Origin of the sequence: Paraburkholderia sp. GV068, assembly GCF_003058125.1 — a bacterium.
Taxonomy (GTDB): domain Bacteria; phylum Pseudomonadota; class Gammaproteobacteria; order Burkholderiales; family Burkholderiaceae; genus Paraburkholderia; species Paraburkholderia graminis.
Genome location: NZ_QBUB01000004.1, coordinates 347,579 through 361,743, shown reverse-complemented (window position 1 = coordinate 361,743; position 14,165 = coordinate 347,579). Strand labels below are relative to the sequence as shown.

General features: G+C 61.1%; 13 protein-coding genes. 6 read left to right on the top strand and 7 right to left on the bottom strand.

From position 1 onward, the window contains the following. Positions 1 to 6: 6 nt before the first annotated feature. Positions 7 to 1,659, top strand: a complete 1,653-nt coding sequence (locus C8K18_RS11710) for an AMP-binding protein (protein ID WP_107707544.1) — start codon at positions 7 to 9, stop codon at positions 1,657 to 1,659. 107 nt (positions 1,660 to 1,766) lie between these two features. Beyond that, positions 1,767 to 2,765: an NADPH:quinone oxidoreductase family protein gene (locus tag C8K18_RS11705; protein ID WP_107707543.1), complete on the top strand. Its 999-nt coding sequence runs from the start codon at positions 1,767 to 1,769 to the stop codon at positions 2,763 to 2,765. Between the two features lie 27 nt (positions 2,766 to 2,792). On the opposite strand, the gene C8K18_RS11700 is transcribed toward C8K18_RS11705, so the two are convergent. Beyond that, entirely contained in the window at positions 2,793 to 3,581 is a 789-nt protein-coding gene (locus tag C8K18_RS11700; protein WP_006052093.1) for an SDR family oxidoreductase, read from the bottom strand. Between the two features lie 174 nt (positions 3,582 to 3,755). Between C8K18_RS11700 and C8K18_RS11695 the strand changes: the two genes are divergently transcribed. Then, the gene (locus C8K18_RS11695) at positions 3,756 to 4,367 is read left to right on the top strand and encodes a TetR/AcrR family transcriptional regulator (protein WP_107707542.1); all 612 of its coding nucleotides are present in this window, start codon (positions 3,756 to 3,758) and stop codon (positions 4,365 to 4,367) included. A 31-nt stretch (positions 4,368 to 4,398) separates the two neighbouring features. On the opposite strand, the gene C8K18_RS11690 is transcribed toward C8K18_RS11695, so the two are convergent. Then, positions 4,399 to 4,842 (bottom strand): helix-turn-helix domain-containing protein, encoded by a 444-nt coding sequence (locus C8K18_RS11690; RefSeq protein WP_053859379.1) that lies wholly within the window; start codon positions 4,840 to 4,842, stop codon positions 4,399 to 4,401. An 89-nt stretch (positions 4,843 to 4,931) separates the two neighbouring features. On the opposite strand from C8K18_RS11690, the gene C8K18_RS11685 reads away from it, so the two are divergent. Both C8K18_RS11685 and C8K18_RS11680 read left to right on the top strand, forming a co-directional pair. Further along, a complete protein-coding gene (locus C8K18_RS11685) occupies positions 4,932 to 5,792 on the top strand; it encodes an oxidoreductase (RefSeq protein WP_107707541.1) in 861 nt (286 codons plus the stop codon). A 43-nt stretch (positions 5,793 to 5,835) separates the two neighbouring features. Next, positions 5,836 to 6,837 carry an NADP-dependent oxidoreductase gene (locus tag C8K18_RS11680; RefSeq protein WP_107707540.1) on the top strand — a complete coding sequence of 334 codons (1,002 nt, stop codon included), beginning with the start codon at positions 5,836 to 5,838 and terminating at the stop codon, positions 6,835 to 6,837. Positions 6,838 to 6,849: 12 nt separating this feature from the next. Here the strand turns inward: C8K18_RS11680 and C8K18_RS11675 are convergent, their stop codons facing one another. The 5 genes from C8K18_RS11675 to C8K18_RS11655 all read right to left on the bottom strand — a co-directional run bounded on the left by C8K18_RS11675 (position 6,850) and on the right by C8K18_RS11655 (position 13,165). Continuing rightward, complete coding sequence (locus C8K18_RS11675) at positions 6,850 to 7,989, bottom strand: acyltransferase (protein WP_107707539.1); 1,140 nt, start codon at positions 7,987 to 7,989, stop codon at positions 6,850 to 6,852. A 426-nt stretch (positions 7,990 to 8,415) separates the two neighbouring features. Then, positions 8,416 to 9,423 (bottom strand): zinc-binding alcohol dehydrogenase family protein, encoded by a 1,008-nt coding sequence (locus C8K18_RS11670; protein ID WP_107707612.1) that lies wholly within the window; start codon positions 9,421 to 9,423, stop codon positions 8,416 to 8,418. 162 nt (positions 9,424 to 9,585) lie between these two features. Next, positions 9,586 to 10,533, bottom strand: coding sequence for an ABC transporter substrate-binding protein (locus tag C8K18_RS11665; RefSeq protein WP_006052100.1), 948 nt, complete (start codon positions 10,531 to 10,533; stop codon positions 9,586 to 9,588). Between the two features lie 48 nt (positions 10,534 to 10,581). Beyond that, positions 10,582 to 11,613 carry an ABC transporter permease gene (locus C8K18_RS11660; RefSeq protein WP_029966054.1) on the bottom strand — a complete coding sequence of 344 codons (1,032 nt, stop codon included), beginning with the start codon at positions 11,611 to 11,613 and terminating at the stop codon, positions 10,582 to 10,584. Beyond that, positions 11,606 to 13,165, bottom strand: coding sequence for a sugar ABC transporter ATP-binding protein (locus C8K18_RS11655; protein WP_244231067.1), 1,560 nt, complete (start codon positions 13,163 to 13,165; stop codon positions 11,606 to 11,608). Before C8K18_RS11655 ends, C8K18_RS11660 begins: the two co-directional genes overlap by 8 nt. A gap of 239 nt (positions 13,166 to 13,404) precedes the next feature. On the opposite strand from C8K18_RS11655, the gene C8K18_RS11650 reads away from it, so the two are divergent. Continuing rightward, on the top strand, positions 13,405 to 14,106 hold the full coding sequence (locus tag C8K18_RS11650) for a FadR/GntR family transcriptional regulator (RefSeq protein ID WP_006052103.1): 702 nt from the start codon (positions 13,405 to 13,407) through the stop codon (positions 14,104 to 14,106). Positions 14,107 to 14,165: the final 59 nt, after the last annotated feature.

Sequence of the window (14,165 nt, the reverse complement as noted above, 5' to 3'; positions counted from 1 at the left end):
AAAGTCATGAGTGCAAAGGCCTACTCGCGAGGGCTCGAGAAGAATCCGGCGAACCACGTTCCGTTGACGCCATTAACCTTCCTCGATCGAACCGCCGACGTCTATCCGCAACGCACCGCGATCATTCATGGCGAATTCCGGCAGACGTGGGCGACGACGCGCGAGCGTTGCTATCGCCTCGCGTCGGCACTCGTTCAATTGGGCATTGAGCCGGGCGATACCGTGTCGATCATCGCACCGAATACACCGGCGATGCTCGAAGCGCACTTCGGCGTGCCGCTCTCGGGGGCCGTGCTTAATGCCATCAATTGCCGTCTCGATGCTGACGGCATCGCGTTCATTCTGCGCCACGGCGAATGCAAGCTTCTGCTGGTGGATCGCGAGTTTGCCGCGCTGGTCGAAAAAGCGTTGCAGTCAGTCCCGAATCCGCCGCGTCTCATCGACATCAACGATCACGAAGCGCCCGACGGCGCCGCCATCGGCGAAACCGATTATGAATCGCTGCTCGCGAGCGGTGACCCGGCATTTACTGGCCGCGGCCCCGTCGACGAATGGACGCCGATCGCGTTGAACTACACGTCGGGCACAACAGGCGATCCGAAGGGCGTCGTTCCGAGCCATCGCGGCACGTATCTGATGAGCCTGCTGCAGATGACGAATTGGCCGCTTCCGCGTGCGCCAATTTATCTGTGGACGCTCCCCATGTTCCATGCGAACGGCTGGTGCTTCACATGGGCGATTACTGCCGCGGCGGGAACGCATGTATGCCTGCGCAAAGTCAACGCGGCGAATATCCTTTCCGCGATCCAGAAACATGGCGTCGATCATTTCTGTGCAGCGCCGATTGTTCTCGCAGGCATCGCGAGCATGCCGCAGTCGGAACGTCAGCCGTTGCCGCGTCGCGTGCGTGTTCTCACCGCCGGCTCGCCGGCGCCTGCGGCGGTGCTGGAAGCCGTCGGCGCAATGGGCTTCGACGTCGATCACGTATTTGGAATTACCGAGATCTCCGGCACGCCGATTAGCTGTGCATGGCACGACGAGTGGGATACGTTGCCGCCGGAGCAGCAAGGGAAATTGAAAGCGCGGCAAGGCGTACGTGCGGCAGCGTTCGAGAAAATGTCGGTCGCCGATCTCGCGACGCTCGAACCGGTGCCGGCCGATAGCCAGTCGTGCGGCGAAGTTCTCGTCCGCGGCAATACGGTGATGATGGGATATCTGAAGAATGCCGACGCAACCGAAAAAGCTTTCGCCGGCGGCTGGTTTCATACCGGAGATCTTGCGGTCGTTCATCCGGACGGCTATATCCAGATCACGGACCGCTCGAAGGACGTGATCATTTCTGGCGGCGAAAACATTTCGTCTGTGGAAGTGGAAGAGGTGATCTACCGCATGTCGGGCGTACTCAATGCAGCCGTGGTCGCGCAGCCGGACGACACATGGGGCGAGACGCCTTGCGCTTTTATCGAACTAAAGCCGGATGCAGCCTATATAACCGAGCAGGACGTCATCTCGTTCTGCCGTGAAAGACTGGCTCATTTCAAATGCCCGCGCCGCGTCGTTTTCGGCGAATTGCCGAAAACCGCTACAGGGAAGATCCAGAAGTTTCGTTTGCGCGAGCAGGCGGGCAGTCGAATCGCGATTACGCGACTGGCGGGATGACGCACGTTGTCTTGCGAAGCCGTCATTTGCTGCGCAGTCAAGCGCGGCTGCAATCACACGCATTAGTAGGTATGCTGATGATTGTGCAAGAGAGACGGAGATAGAGCGTGAAAAGCTTCGTTGGAACAAGCTTCGACATCGGCTCGTACGCGTTAGTTGATGAACCGATGCCGGAGCCCAGTCACGGACAACTGCGCATTCGCATCGAAGCAACGGCTCTGGGTTTCGTCGACGGGCTGATGATGCAAGGCCGCTATCAGATCAAACCGCGCTTGCCTTACGTGCCCGGCGGAGAGATTGCCGGCGTCGTCGACGCTGTGGGTCCGGGCGTGACGCGGCCGCTTGTCGATGAACGTGTCGTCACCTGGCAGCTTGGCGGCGGCCTCGCGGAATACGTGGTGGTCGATGCCGCTGACGTTGACATCGCCCCGAGCGGGCTACCCATGCCGATCGCCGCGGCCATGCTGGTGGACTACCAGACGGCACACTACGCGTTGTTCGATCAGGGACGTTTGACAGCCGCCGATACGCTGCTGGTGCTCGGAGCGGGCGGCGCGGTGTCGTCCGCCGCCATTCAGCTTGCGGTGCATGCGGGCGCTCGTGTGATTGCGGCGGCATCGAGCGAGTCCAAGCGCAAAGCCGCATGCGAACTCGGCGCCGTGGCCGCGATCGACTACAGCCTTCCCGACTGGCGCGAGGCGCTCAAACGTGTGGCGTCCGAAGGCATCGACGTCGTGCTCGACCCCGTTGGCGCAAACATGCTGGAGCCTGCATTCCGCTCCCTTGCGAAAGGCGGCCGCTATCTGGTGATCGGATTTGCGGGCGGCGCGATTCCATCGCTGCCGGTCAATCTCGCGCTTCTCAAGAACGCCACGCTGCATGGCGTCGACGTGCGCTATTTCCTCGCAACCCGGCCGGAACAGGCGCGGCGCGTACGCGCCGCGCTGTTTTCGATGGTCGCGCGCGGTCATCTTCGACCGCCTGCGACCATCGCTTTCCCTCTCGCCAACGCAAGCGACGCTGTGCTCGCAACCTTCGACCGCGAAAGACGCGGGAAAATCGTCGTGCTTCCCGAAGCGGTCATCGGTTCGAGCGACGCGGGCTAACGCCTGCGCTCCGCTCAACGAAGCGGATCAGGCCGTTGCCCGATAACGCTCCGCAGCTTGCGCTTGCCGGATATCGGAGAGCAAACCCTGGCGCGCGGCGTCGAGTGCATCCCAGCGCTCCGCGACGTGAAGCGGCGGTATGGTCACCAACTCGCGGCGGTCGTAGCCGATCAACGCGGCATCCACCAGTTCACCCACTTCCATCACTTCGGGCAGCGTATCGATGTCGATACCGGCGCGCTCCCAAATCTCGGTGCGCGTGGCCGCCGGCAGCACGGCTTGCACATACACGCCTTTGGGCGTCAGCTCCAGGCTCAAGCCCTGCGACAGGAACAGCACGTACGCCTTCGTTGCACCGTACACGGTCATGCCGAACTCGGGCGCGAGACCGACGACCGAACCGATGTTGACGATCGACCCTTCGCCGGCTTGCGCGAGGCGCGGCGCGATGGCGGCCGCGAGCCGCGTCAGCGCGGTGATGTTGAGCGTCACCAGACGGTTGATGGCGTCGGCGCTCTGCTCGACAAACCCGCCTGACTGCGCAAGGCCGGCATTGTTGATCAGCACGCGAATGTTCGCGTCTTCGCGCAGGCGCGCTTCGACTGCGGCGAGATCGGCGGGCTCCGTCAGATCGGCCTGCAACACGTCCACGTCGACCTTCGTTTCGTCGCGCAAGCGGCTCGCCAGCGCTTCGAGCCGCGCCTTGTCGCGCGCGACCAGAACGAGAGGATGGCCGCGGCGCGCAAAACGCTCCGCATAGACGGCGCCGATGCCCGAAGAGGCGCCGGTAATGAGGACAGTGGGCAGGGCTTTCATCTTGGTGTTCCTTGGCTTGAGTGGGGACCGCTGCCGCCCATCAGCGAGGGCGGCGGTGCAGGCTGGCGTTAATAATGATGGTCGTCATCAAAAAAGTCAACGACTTTGATGATGATCGACATCAATGTATAGTTAACACTTTAGCGTGGCGTTAGTCGAAGAGAGGCACCGAACATGAAGGTCACTAAAGCGCAAGCGCAGGCGAACCGGGCGCGCATCGTCGAGACGGCAGCGACGCTGTTTCGCGAGCGAGGCTACGACGGTGTGGGCGTCGCGGACCTGATGGCGGCCGCCGGTTTCACGCACGGCGGCTTTTATAAGCACTTTGGCTCGAAGGCCGATCTGATGGCGGAGGCGGCGGCCTGTGGCTTTTCGGAGTCGGCGGCCGGCAGTGAAGGGATCGACATTGCCGCGTTCATCAAGCAGTACTTGTCCCGCGAGCACCGCGATACGCCCGGCACGGGCTGCACGATGGCGGCGTTGTCCGTGGATGCCGGGCGTCAGCCGGAACAGGTCAAGCAAGCCTTTGCCGACGGCATTGAACGGCTACTGATGAGCATGGTGAGCAAGCATGGCGCGGCTAATGCGACTAACGCGACTAACGCGACAAGCGCCGCGGCCAAGCGTGAAGCGCGAGCCCGCTCGATCGACGCCATCGCGCAACTGGTGGGCGCGGTCGTGCTCTCGCGCGCCTGTCCCGATGACTCGCCTCTCGCGGACGAAATCCTCCAAGCCTGCGAGTCGGGCGCGCTTTCACGCCTGTCCGCGCCGAAGAAGAAGCCGTAGCACTCGTCGGCGCCAAGGCGCGAACGCTTCGTCAATTTTCATCGACATTCACGATGCGTATCGGGCGCGTCCCGATCTTCGCGCCGGTGACTTCGTCGATCGCAATCGCCTTGATCTCCGTTCCCGTTTCCGCGTCCAGGAAGCGAACCAGCTTGCTATCCCCGCGGTGCTGCCGCCCCCATGCGCCGATGATGAACAGCACCGGCAGGAAGTCCATGCCCGCAGCCGTCAGCACGTATTCGTCGCGCGGCGGGCGCTCCGAATAGCGGCGTTTCTCCAATAGACCTTGTTCCGCCAGCGCGGCCAGACGCCGCGTCAGCATGGTCGGCGCAATGCCCAGACTTTTGCGGAACTGGTCGAAGCGCGTCAGACCCGCGTGGGCGTCGCGCAAGATAAGGATGCTCCACGCGTCGCCCGCGACAGCCAGGCTGCGCGCAATCGGACACGGGTCATCGCACGAATTGATGTCGTCCATACTATTTTGATAGTGACATGGATTTGATTTCCCAGTATAGTCGATTTCAATTTGATAGTGACGCGGACGTTCCGCACTTGGAGCTTGAAATGACTGACAAAAAGCCGGTGGGTGTCGCCCTTGTCACAGGCGCGTCTTCGGGTATCGGACAGGCCGCCGCGCAGCGATTGAGCGAAGCGGGCTACAAGGTCTTCGGCACGAGCCGGCGGCCAGTGCCCGCGGGCCAGCATCCGTTCGACATGCTGACGCTCGACGTCACCAGCGACGAATCCGTCGACGCCGCGGTCGCCCAGGTTATGCGGCGAGCCGGCCGCATCGATCTGCTCGTGAACAACGCGGGCTTCGGCGTCGCGCCCGCCGGCGCCGAGGAAAGCTCGATTGCGCAGGCGCAGTCGATCTTCGATACGAACTTCTTCGGCGTCGTCCGCATGACCCGAGCGGTGGTGCCTTATATGCGGCGGCAGGGCAGCGGCCGCATCGTCAACATCGGCTCAGTGCTCGGTTTCGTGCCGATGCCGTACGGCGCGCTCTACGCGGCAACGAAGCATGCAATCGAGGGCTATTCCGAATCGCTCGATCATGAATTGCGCGGCTGGGGCATCCGCGTGTCGGTCATCGAACCCGCTTATACGAAGACGCCGTTCGACGCGAACTTCCTCGCACCCGATTCCACGCTCGATGCGTATCGCGAAGCGCGTGCGGTTGTCAGCAAGCGGGTCAATGAAGTGATGGCGACCGCGACTGAGCCTTCGGTCGTGGCTGAAGTCGTGTTGAAGGCGGCAATAGCCGCGAAGCCGAAGCTGCGCTACCCGGCCGGCGCGCTTGCGAGCCGTCTGCAAATGCTGCGCAGATTCGCGCCGGCCGCGCTCGTGGATGCCGGGCTTCGTAAAGACCTTCGACTCGACACGATACCGGCGTCGCAGTCGGTAAGCCCTCTCTTGCAAGAATGAAAAACATGCAGCGCCAGATCACACCAGGGGACCCGAAAGCATCATGAGAGCATTCATTCTCGAGCGATACGGACGCAAGCATGGCGCGCATATCGCCGACGTGCCGGAGCCGCAACTACGCGACGACGACGTCCTGATCCAGGTCCACGCCGCCAGCCTTAATGTTCTCGATTCGAAAATACGCGACGGCGAATTCAAGCTGATTTTGCCGTATCGTTTGCCGCTGATTCTCGGCAACGATGTAGCCGGCGTGATCGTGCGCGTCGGACCGCGCGTGCAGCGATTCAAGGTCGGCGACGAAGTTTACGCGCGGCCGGATAAAGACCGGATCGGCACGTTCGCCGAACTGATTGCAGTGAAAGAAGCAGACGTGTCCATCAAGCCCAAAGCACTCAGCATGGAAGAGGCCGCCTCGATTCCGCTCGTGGGTCTCACTGCGTGGCAAGCGTTGATCGAAAACGCGCAGTTGCGGAAAGGACAAAAGGTCCTGATTCATGCAGGTTCCGGCGGCGTCGGAACGTTCGCGATCCAACTGGCGAAGCACCTGGGTGCATTCGTCGCGACGACAACGAGTACGGCGAACGTGGAATGGGTGAAGGGCCTCGGGGCCGATGTCGTCATCGATTACAAGAAGGACGACTTCGAGAAAACGCTCGCCGGCTATGACGTGGTGATAAACAGTCTGGACGCGGCGACGTTGCACAAATCGCTTCGCGTGCTGCGACCCGGCGGTCGGCTCATCTCGATCTCCGGGCCGCCGGACCCCGACTTCGCAAAAGAGCTTGGCTTGCCGGGCTTCCTGACGCTGGCGACGCGTCTACTCAGTTACCGGATCAGGAAGGCGGCCAAACGCCTGAAAATCAGCTATTCCTTCCTGTTCATGCGCGCAAGCGGCGACCAGCTCGCGCAGATCACATCGCTTATCGAAGGCGGCGTGATACGCCCGGTTGTCGATCGCATCTTTGCATTCGATTCGATCGGGGAGGCGATGGCCTATGTCGATAGCGGACGCGCCAAAGGCAAGGTGGTTGTCAAAATGCGGTGATGGGCACGCGCATCATTGTTCTTCCACGGTCGCTGCCAGGACAGGTGCCTCCTGGCGGCGGCCGTACCACGAAGCCGCGAGACGTTTCCCGAGCGTATTGCCTGCATCTTCGACGAACTTGTTGCTGAGCATCGAGAGCGGCAGAGTGATAATCAAAGTCGACACGCACAGTAATGAAGCCATGAGCAACGGCTGCTGTTGAACGGCGGACGTTCCGAGAGCTTTTACCAAGCAGGCACCGAGACCGAACACGATCGGAAAATGCAGCACGTACACGCTGTATGAGATTGTGCCCATGTACTCGAATATCGGCCGATCCAGAAGCGGCATCCTTCTCTTATTGTGAAACAGGCAATAGACGATGCCGAAGGCAATCAGAATCTCCATCGTTTCTATATTCTTCACATCAAAGATACCTTCCAGCAGGATGCGCGAATACATTAAGACCGGAATGAGGCCGAGGCCGATCAGGCGGTAACGGAAATGACTGATTCCGCGCGTGAGCGGAATCAGCGCGCCGAGACCAAAGGCCAATGCATAGTGCAGCGACAGCGTGCGCGGAATCGGAGCGAGCGCGACCAGTGCCAGGAAAACGAGAAACGGCTTGCGCGTGCGCGGGTTTTGCACGAGCAGATAGATTGCCGGGAACAGAACCGAATAAAACAGCTCCACGCGAAGTGTCCACATCGGCCAATTCAAATGGACGTATATAGATGCGAGCGAGAGGCCGACCAGCGGAGCCGAGATCTTTGCCGGGAAGGCGCTCGTCGCCCAGGCGCTATAGGCCGGAGAGGACAGTCCCGTCTTGATGAGCGGCCACAGCGCGAGCGCAAGCGCGATCGACAACCACAACGCGGGATAAATGCGGAAAAATCTTTTTACATAAAACGTCTTGACCCACGACGGCTTATTCGCGGCTGAGCCGCTCATCAACGACAAAGCGAGTACACATCCGCTGAGAACAAAGAAGACTTCGACTGCGGCTTGTCCGTTGAACGTTCTGTCAACGAATATGGCTATCTTGTTCTGAAACGAATCCACGCCGTATCGCGCGGTGATCAGGCGCTGAAGATCGAACAGGGTCCAGACATGAGTTCCTACGACAGCCAGACAGGCCAAACCACGGAGTGAAGTAAAACTCTTGATATTCATTGGCCACTTCCTCCCCGAAGAAGACAAACGCATCCGAGGTCGGGAGACATCGGACAGGATTTAGTGCTTTCTGAAAACTTTCGATGCCGAGGCGGACTCGGCAAGCGGCATGTAGATAGCGGACTAGCGTGGCACTCTTGAGTGCCGTCACGCAGCGGGGGAGTATAGGTTCAATCGATGCGCGCGATGGCTTGTGAGTCTCCATATCGCGAACTGTTGGCGCATTTCGATTAGTGAATACGGCTTTTTCGGCGGTTGTCGTTTAGTGCGGGCGCGTATCGCGTATAAGTAAAACGCGCCATGTGATTAAGCGCAGTGGCCTTCTGCGCTTAAATCTTGCGACTTCGTTGTTTGCGATAGTTCGCAGTACGCGGATTTTTTTGCTTTGTGACAGCACTGCGTTCCGTTTAACCCAACGGACTTAAATCAGCACTCCACCAGCGCCTTGACGACGGTCTGTCCTGGCTCCATCAGCTTCGGGAACTCGGTGGGTACATCCGACAAGCTCATTCGGTGCGTATTGAGTGCCTTGTCGGGAATGCGGCCCGCGCGCATCGCTTCGAGAACTGTCTCGAAGTCTTCGGCGGTCGCATTGCGGCTGCCGAGCAGCGTCGCTTCACGCTTGTGAAACTCCGGATCGGAGAAGGTGACCTCGCCGGGCACGATCGAAATCAGCACGTATTTGCCACCGTGAGCAATGAACTGGAAGCCGCGATTCATCGCGTTGATGTTTCCAGTTGCATCGAATACGACGTCGAAGAACTCGCCGCCTGTCATCGCCGCGAGTTCGTCGACGTCGTTCGGTCCGATCTGAACCGCCGAGACTCCGATATGTTCGCGGCAGAATGCGAGACGATCCTCGCGCGTGTCGAGACAGGTGACCTGTCCGCCACGCAGATTTGCGAACAGCATGGCCGCCATGCCGATCGGGCCCGCGCCCACGACAAGAACGCGCTGGCCGGCCGACACATCGGCACGGCGAACCGCGTGCGCGCCGATCGCGAGAAATTCGAGCATGGCCGCCTGATCGAGCGTGACGCCTTCGGCCTTATGCACGAACTGCGCGGGCACCGAGAGAAACTCCGTGAGCGCGCCGTCGCGATGCACGCCGAGCACCTTGATATTGACGCAGCAGTTGGTCTTGCCCTGCCTGCACGCGATGCAGCTTCCGCACGACAGATACGGCATCACATAAACGGCGTCGCCGGGCACGACGTGCGCATTGGCATCGGCCTCGGCGACGATAGCCGACAGTTCGTGGCCCATCACTCGCGGATATTGCAAGTAAGGCTGGTTGCCGGAATAGATGTGCATATCGGTCCCGCAAATACCCACGCGGCTGACGCGTAAAAGCACTTCGCCTTCGGCACGGTGAGGTGGTTCGCGGTCTTCACGGCGCAGCACGCCAGGCGATTCGCAAATGACGCTAAGCATTTCGGCATCCTCTTGATTGGTCTTGTCGATCACCGGACGGCGGATCGATTCTGTAAAAAAACGGCATACGTTGCCGATAAAACGTTGGCGTGGTCACGAAGGTCGTCCGAATGGGCACATGCCGGCGCGCGGCTTGAAAAGCGTCGCGCCGGCGAACGCTCATCAATAGAGAACGTTCTTTGCCTCGGACGAATCGAGGTTCTGTTTCTCGACCATCATCACTCCAGTGTCGACCTGCTTCGACACAGGCTTGCGCTCGATCACCTTCACGATCGTCTCGATTCCCTTGTAGCCCATCTGATACGAGCTTTGAACCGCAATGGCCTGGATCGTGCCGTCGCGAACAAAGCCCTGCAAATCCTGATTGCCGTCGAAGCCGATGGCAATCACCTTGCCGCTTTTCCCCGACTGTTGAAGCGCGCGCCCCATGCCCACCGCGGTCGGCTCGTTCGCGCCGAACACACCCTTGAGGTCGGGATTGGCCGACAGTACATCGGTGGTCTGATTGAGCGCGTTCGCCATCTGCGACTGCGAGTAGAACGGGCCGACCAGTTGCAGCTTCGAATGCGCGGCAATGTACTTGCGGAATCCGCCGACGCGGCCAACTTCCGATCCGGCGCCCGGCACATATGACATGACCGCCACCTTGCCGGTCTGTCCGACGCGGTCGATCATCGCCTTTGCACAGAGTTCACCGGCCTTTGCGTTATCGGTCGACAGGAACGACTGGTAGTACTGCTTGCCGGCATCGGACACGGACGAGTCGATCAGCACCACGGGAATATGGGCTTCCCACGCTTTCTTCATCGCGGGCACGAGCGCATCCGGGTCCGACGGCGCGAGGACGATGCCCGCCACATGCCGGTTCACAGCGTTCTCGACCATGTTGACTTCGTCCGCGATAGCCGACTCCGTCGCGGGACCCTGGAAGGTCATCGTGTAGCCCTTCGCATCGGCCATTGCAGCGGTCGCGCCTTTCTGGACGTTCTGCCAGTAGTTGGAGTTGGCCGTCTTCACGATCACGGCAATCTCGCCGCCTGCCGCTTGCGCATACGCGCTGAACATTGCACACATCGCCGCGGCCGCAGCCAGTACGGATACCTTTTTCATGTCTCGCTCCTTGATTTGTGGTTTCAACTGCGTCTTCTGATTACGACTTTATGACTTCCGGTTTCGGAGTTGATCGATCCATACGGTGCCGAGAATCACCACACCGATGATGATCTGCTGGATAAAGCTCGATACGCCGTTCATGTTCAGCCCGTTGCGCAGCACGCCGATCACGAATGCGCCGATGGCCGTGCCGGAAATCGTGCCGACGCCGCCCATCAGCGACGTGCCGCCGATCACCGCGCTCGCAATCGCATCGAGTTCATACATCACACCTTCGTTCGGCTGCGCGGTGACGAGGCGCGACATCAGCACGCAGCCGGTCGCGCCGGCCAGCACGCCGGACAGCACATAGGTGAAGAGCTTGACGCCTTGCACGTTGACGCCGGAAAGCCGCGCTGCTTCCGCGTTCGATCCGACCGCGTAGATATGACGGCCAAGCGAGGTGCGCGAAAGCAGTATCGACACCGCGACGAACAGCACGACCATGATCACGACCGGGTACGGAATGCCCGGAAAAACCGTGTCGGGAAAGCCGTCGGCGCCGATGTGAGAGACTTTGAAAAGCGCGCCATTGCCGAGTTCGCCGAAGGCGTCGCCGAGACCGGAGACAGGTCTTGCGCCCGTGATCTGCAACGCGACGCCGCGGGCGACGAGCATCATGCCGAGCGTTGCGATGAACGGCGGCAAGCCCATGCGCGTGACGCAAATGCCGTTGACCCATCCGCACGCTGCGCCAACCAGCATGCCGCCCAGCATCGCGACAGGAACCGGTACGCCCGCCTTGACGAGCAGCGCGGCCGCGACACCGGCCAGCGCCAGCACCGATCCCACCGACAGGTCGATGCCGCCCGTGATGATCACGCACGTCGCGGCCACGCCGAGATACGCGATCGACGTGACTTGAAGCGCAACGGTCAGCAGATTGCCCACCGAGAAAAACGCGGCACTGGTCAGCGAAAACGCGACGACCAGAACTGCCAGGCTCCCGAGCGCCGCGAATTTCTGGATCAGGTCGCGGCGTCGCTGCCGCGCCTGCTTCTCGATGGCCTGCTCGCGGCCCGATGTGATCTCAAGCATGACTTCTCCCTGATGCATGGTGCAAGATCTCCTCCTGATTCGTTTGTCTTGTCTCGAGGACCGCGGTAATGCGCCCTTCGTGAAATACGGCAATGCGATCGGTCATGCCGAGCAGTTCCGGCAACTCCGAACTGATCAGCACGACGCCGACGCCTTTGGCGGCGAGTTGGTCCATCAGCGTATAGATCGCGTACTTCGCACCGACGTCGATGCCCCGCGTCGGCTCGTCGAAAAACAGGATGCGCGAGCCGCGGTACAACCATTTGCCGATCACGATCTTTTGCTGATTGCCGCCGGACAGGTTCCGCGTAATCTGCCTGACCGTCGGCGTGCGGATCGCGAGTTCGCGAACGTAGCGCTCCGCGATTGCCGTCTCTTCGGCGAAACGCAAAAAGCCGCGCGACGAGATGGCGCGAACGTTGGTAAGCGTGATGTTTGCCGACACCGGCATCGACAAGGCGAGGCCGTCTTTCTTGCGGTCCTCGGACAGATACGCGATGCCGTGACGAATCGCTTCGCGCGGTGAGCGGATTTCGACCGGCGTGTCGCCGAGCAGAATCGAGCCCGAGTCGGGCCGCTCGGCGCCGAAGATCGCGCGGGCGACTTCGGTGCGTCCCGCGCCCATCAAGCCCGCGAAGCCGAGAATCTCGCCCTTGCGCAACTCGAACGAGACCGGGCCGAACGTGCCCGCTCGCTGCAGATCGCGCACCCTGAGCAGAATGTCGTTCGTCGGAGTGGACTGACGCGCGGGATAGGCGTCGTCGAGCGCGCGGCCCACCATCCGCGCGACGATTTCATTCACGTTGGTCGCCGCGAGATCGGTCGTTGCGATATGACGGCCATCGCGCAACACCGTGACGCGATCGACGATCTCGGCCATTTCGTCGAGCCGATGCGAGATATAAAGAATCGCGACACCGTCGGCGCGCAGTTCCTTGATGATGCGGAACAACTGGACCGTTTCGGATTCAGTCAGCGACGACGTCGGCTCGTCCATGATGAGCACGCGCGCATTCAGCGACAGCGCCTTCGCGATTTCCACCATCTGCTGCTGCGCAATCGACAGCGCGCCGACCAGCGTAGTGGGCGACACGTTCAGCGCGATGCGTTGCAGCAGGCGCTGCGCGTTGGCGTTCATCGTCCGGTAGTCGACGAACGGGCCGCGCTTCGGTTCGCGCGCAAGGAAGATGTTTTCCGCGACGGACAGATGAGGCACCAGGTTCAGTTCCTGGTGAATGATCGCGATGCCGGCCGCCTGCGCCTCCGAGGTGGAAGAGAACTGCACGGGCGCGCCGTCGTAGCACATCACGCCATCGTCCGCGTGATATTGACCGCTGATGATTTTCATCAGCGTCGACTTGCCCGCGCCGTTCTCGCCGCAGATCGCGTGCACTTCGCCGGAGCGCAGATCGAGATCGACGCCGTCCAGCGCCACGACGCCGGGGAAACGCTTGCCCACTCCCTTGAGTTGCAAGACCTCCCGGGGAACTGGCGGCTCAGGCGCTTGGCCTGGCCGCGGCTGCGCGGTCGTTTGTGTCAATCCCGTCTCCATTTGTTCAGGAATCTGCGAGTCGGCACACAGGAACGGAATCCCGCCGACTGGTCAGTCCAATTTGAGCAAATTAGAGCGCATAACCGCTTATCTGGTCAAGCCAATTTAGCGTTGCACAACTGGTCATTCCAATAAGGGAAACCCTGAGTTCGCAACTGCACGCGTGGCCGGGCCTCGTGACCGCGTGCTAGACTTTGCCGCGGCCGCGCTTTGCGGCCCTCCGACGGACCCTGCGGACAATGAAGCAAACTGAGCCAAAGCGGCTTTACCAATCTGTGGCGACGCAGATTCTCGCGCTAATCCAACAGGCCGGGCTGCAGCCGGGCGCGCGTCTGCCCGCCGAGCGCGAGCTTGCCAATACGCTCGCCGTATCGCGTCCTTCGTTGCGTGAAGCGTTGATCGCGCTGGAAATAGGCGGGCAGATCGAGATACGGATGGGCTCGGGCGTCTATGTCCGCGATTCGAAGACCGGCGGCGACAATGCGGTGCCGGCCCTCGGCGAGAGTCCTTCCGAACTGATGCAGGCGAGGGCGGCAATAGAGGGGACTGTGATCGTCCTGGCAGCAGGCAAGCTGTCGGCGGCCACGCTCGACAGATTGCGCCGCACGGTGCTGCGAATGAAGCGCCTCGCGGCTGCGGGCAAATCGCCGGTCGATGCCGACCGGCAATTTCATATGCTGATCGCGGAGATTGCCGGCAACTCGGTGCTGAGCCGCTTCGTTGCCGAGATGTTCGATAGCCGCCATGACCCGATTGCGGCGGCGATTCGCGATCACTCCGAAAGCACCGAAACCTGGTCGGCCGCGGTACGGGAGCACGAGGAAATTCTCAAGGCGCTGCAGAGCGGCGATCCGATTGCCGCGCAGACGGCCATGCGGACGCACCTCAAAGCGTCGGAGGAACGTTGGATAGCAGGTGTATTGCGGCAGGGCGACGTTTAAGTTTATCTTGCGTCGCTCGCCGCAAGTGCATGCCGGCCATGTCGGGACATGGCGGGCAA

Coding starts and splice junctions, on each gene's coding strand:
- C8K18_RS11680 (WP_107707540.1), top strand. CDS start 5,836: ATGAGAGCATTCATTCTCGAGCGATACGGACGCAAGCATGGCGCGCAT.
- C8K18_RS11690 (WP_053859379.1), bottom strand. CDS start 4,842: ATGGACGACATCAATTCGTGCGATGACCCGTGTCCGATTGCGCGCAGC.
- C8K18_RS11700 (WP_006052093.1), bottom strand. CDS start 3,581: ATGAAAGCCCTGCCCACTGTCCTCATTACCGGCGCCTCTTCGGGCATC.
- C8K18_RS11695 (WP_107707542.1), top strand. CDS start 3,756: ATGAAGGTCACTAAAGCGCAAGCGCAGGCGAACCGGGCGCGCATCGTC.
- C8K18_RS11660 (WP_029966054.1), bottom strand. CDS start 11,613: ATGCTTGAGATCACATCGGGCCGCGAGCAGGCCATCGAGAAGCAGGCG.
- C8K18_RS11665 (WP_006052100.1), bottom strand. CDS start 10,533: ATGAAAAAGGTATCCGTACTGGCTGCGGCCGCGGCGATGTGTGCAATG.
- C8K18_RS11670 (WP_107707612.1), bottom strand. CDS start 9,423: ATGCTTAGCGTCATTTGCGAATCGCCTGGCGTGCTGCGCCGTGAAGAC.
- C8K18_RS11675 (WP_107707539.1), bottom strand. CDS start 7,989: ATGAATATCAAGAGTTTTACTTCACTCCGTGGTTTGGCCTGTCTGGCT.
- C8K18_RS11710 (WP_107707544.1), top strand. CDS start 7: ATGAGTGCAAAGGCCTACTCGCGAGGGCTCGAGAAGAATCCGGCGAAC.
- C8K18_RS11650 (WP_006052103.1), top strand. CDS start 13,405: ATGAAGCAAACTGAGCCAAAGCGGCTTTACCAATCTGTGGCGACGCAG.
- C8K18_RS11685 (WP_107707541.1), top strand. CDS start 4,932: ATGACTGACAAAAAGCCGGTGGGTGTCGCCCTTGTCACAGGCGCGTCT.
- C8K18_RS11655 (WP_244231067.1), bottom strand. CDS start 13,165: ATGGAGACGGGATTGACACAAACGACCGCGCAGCCGCGGCCAGGCCAA.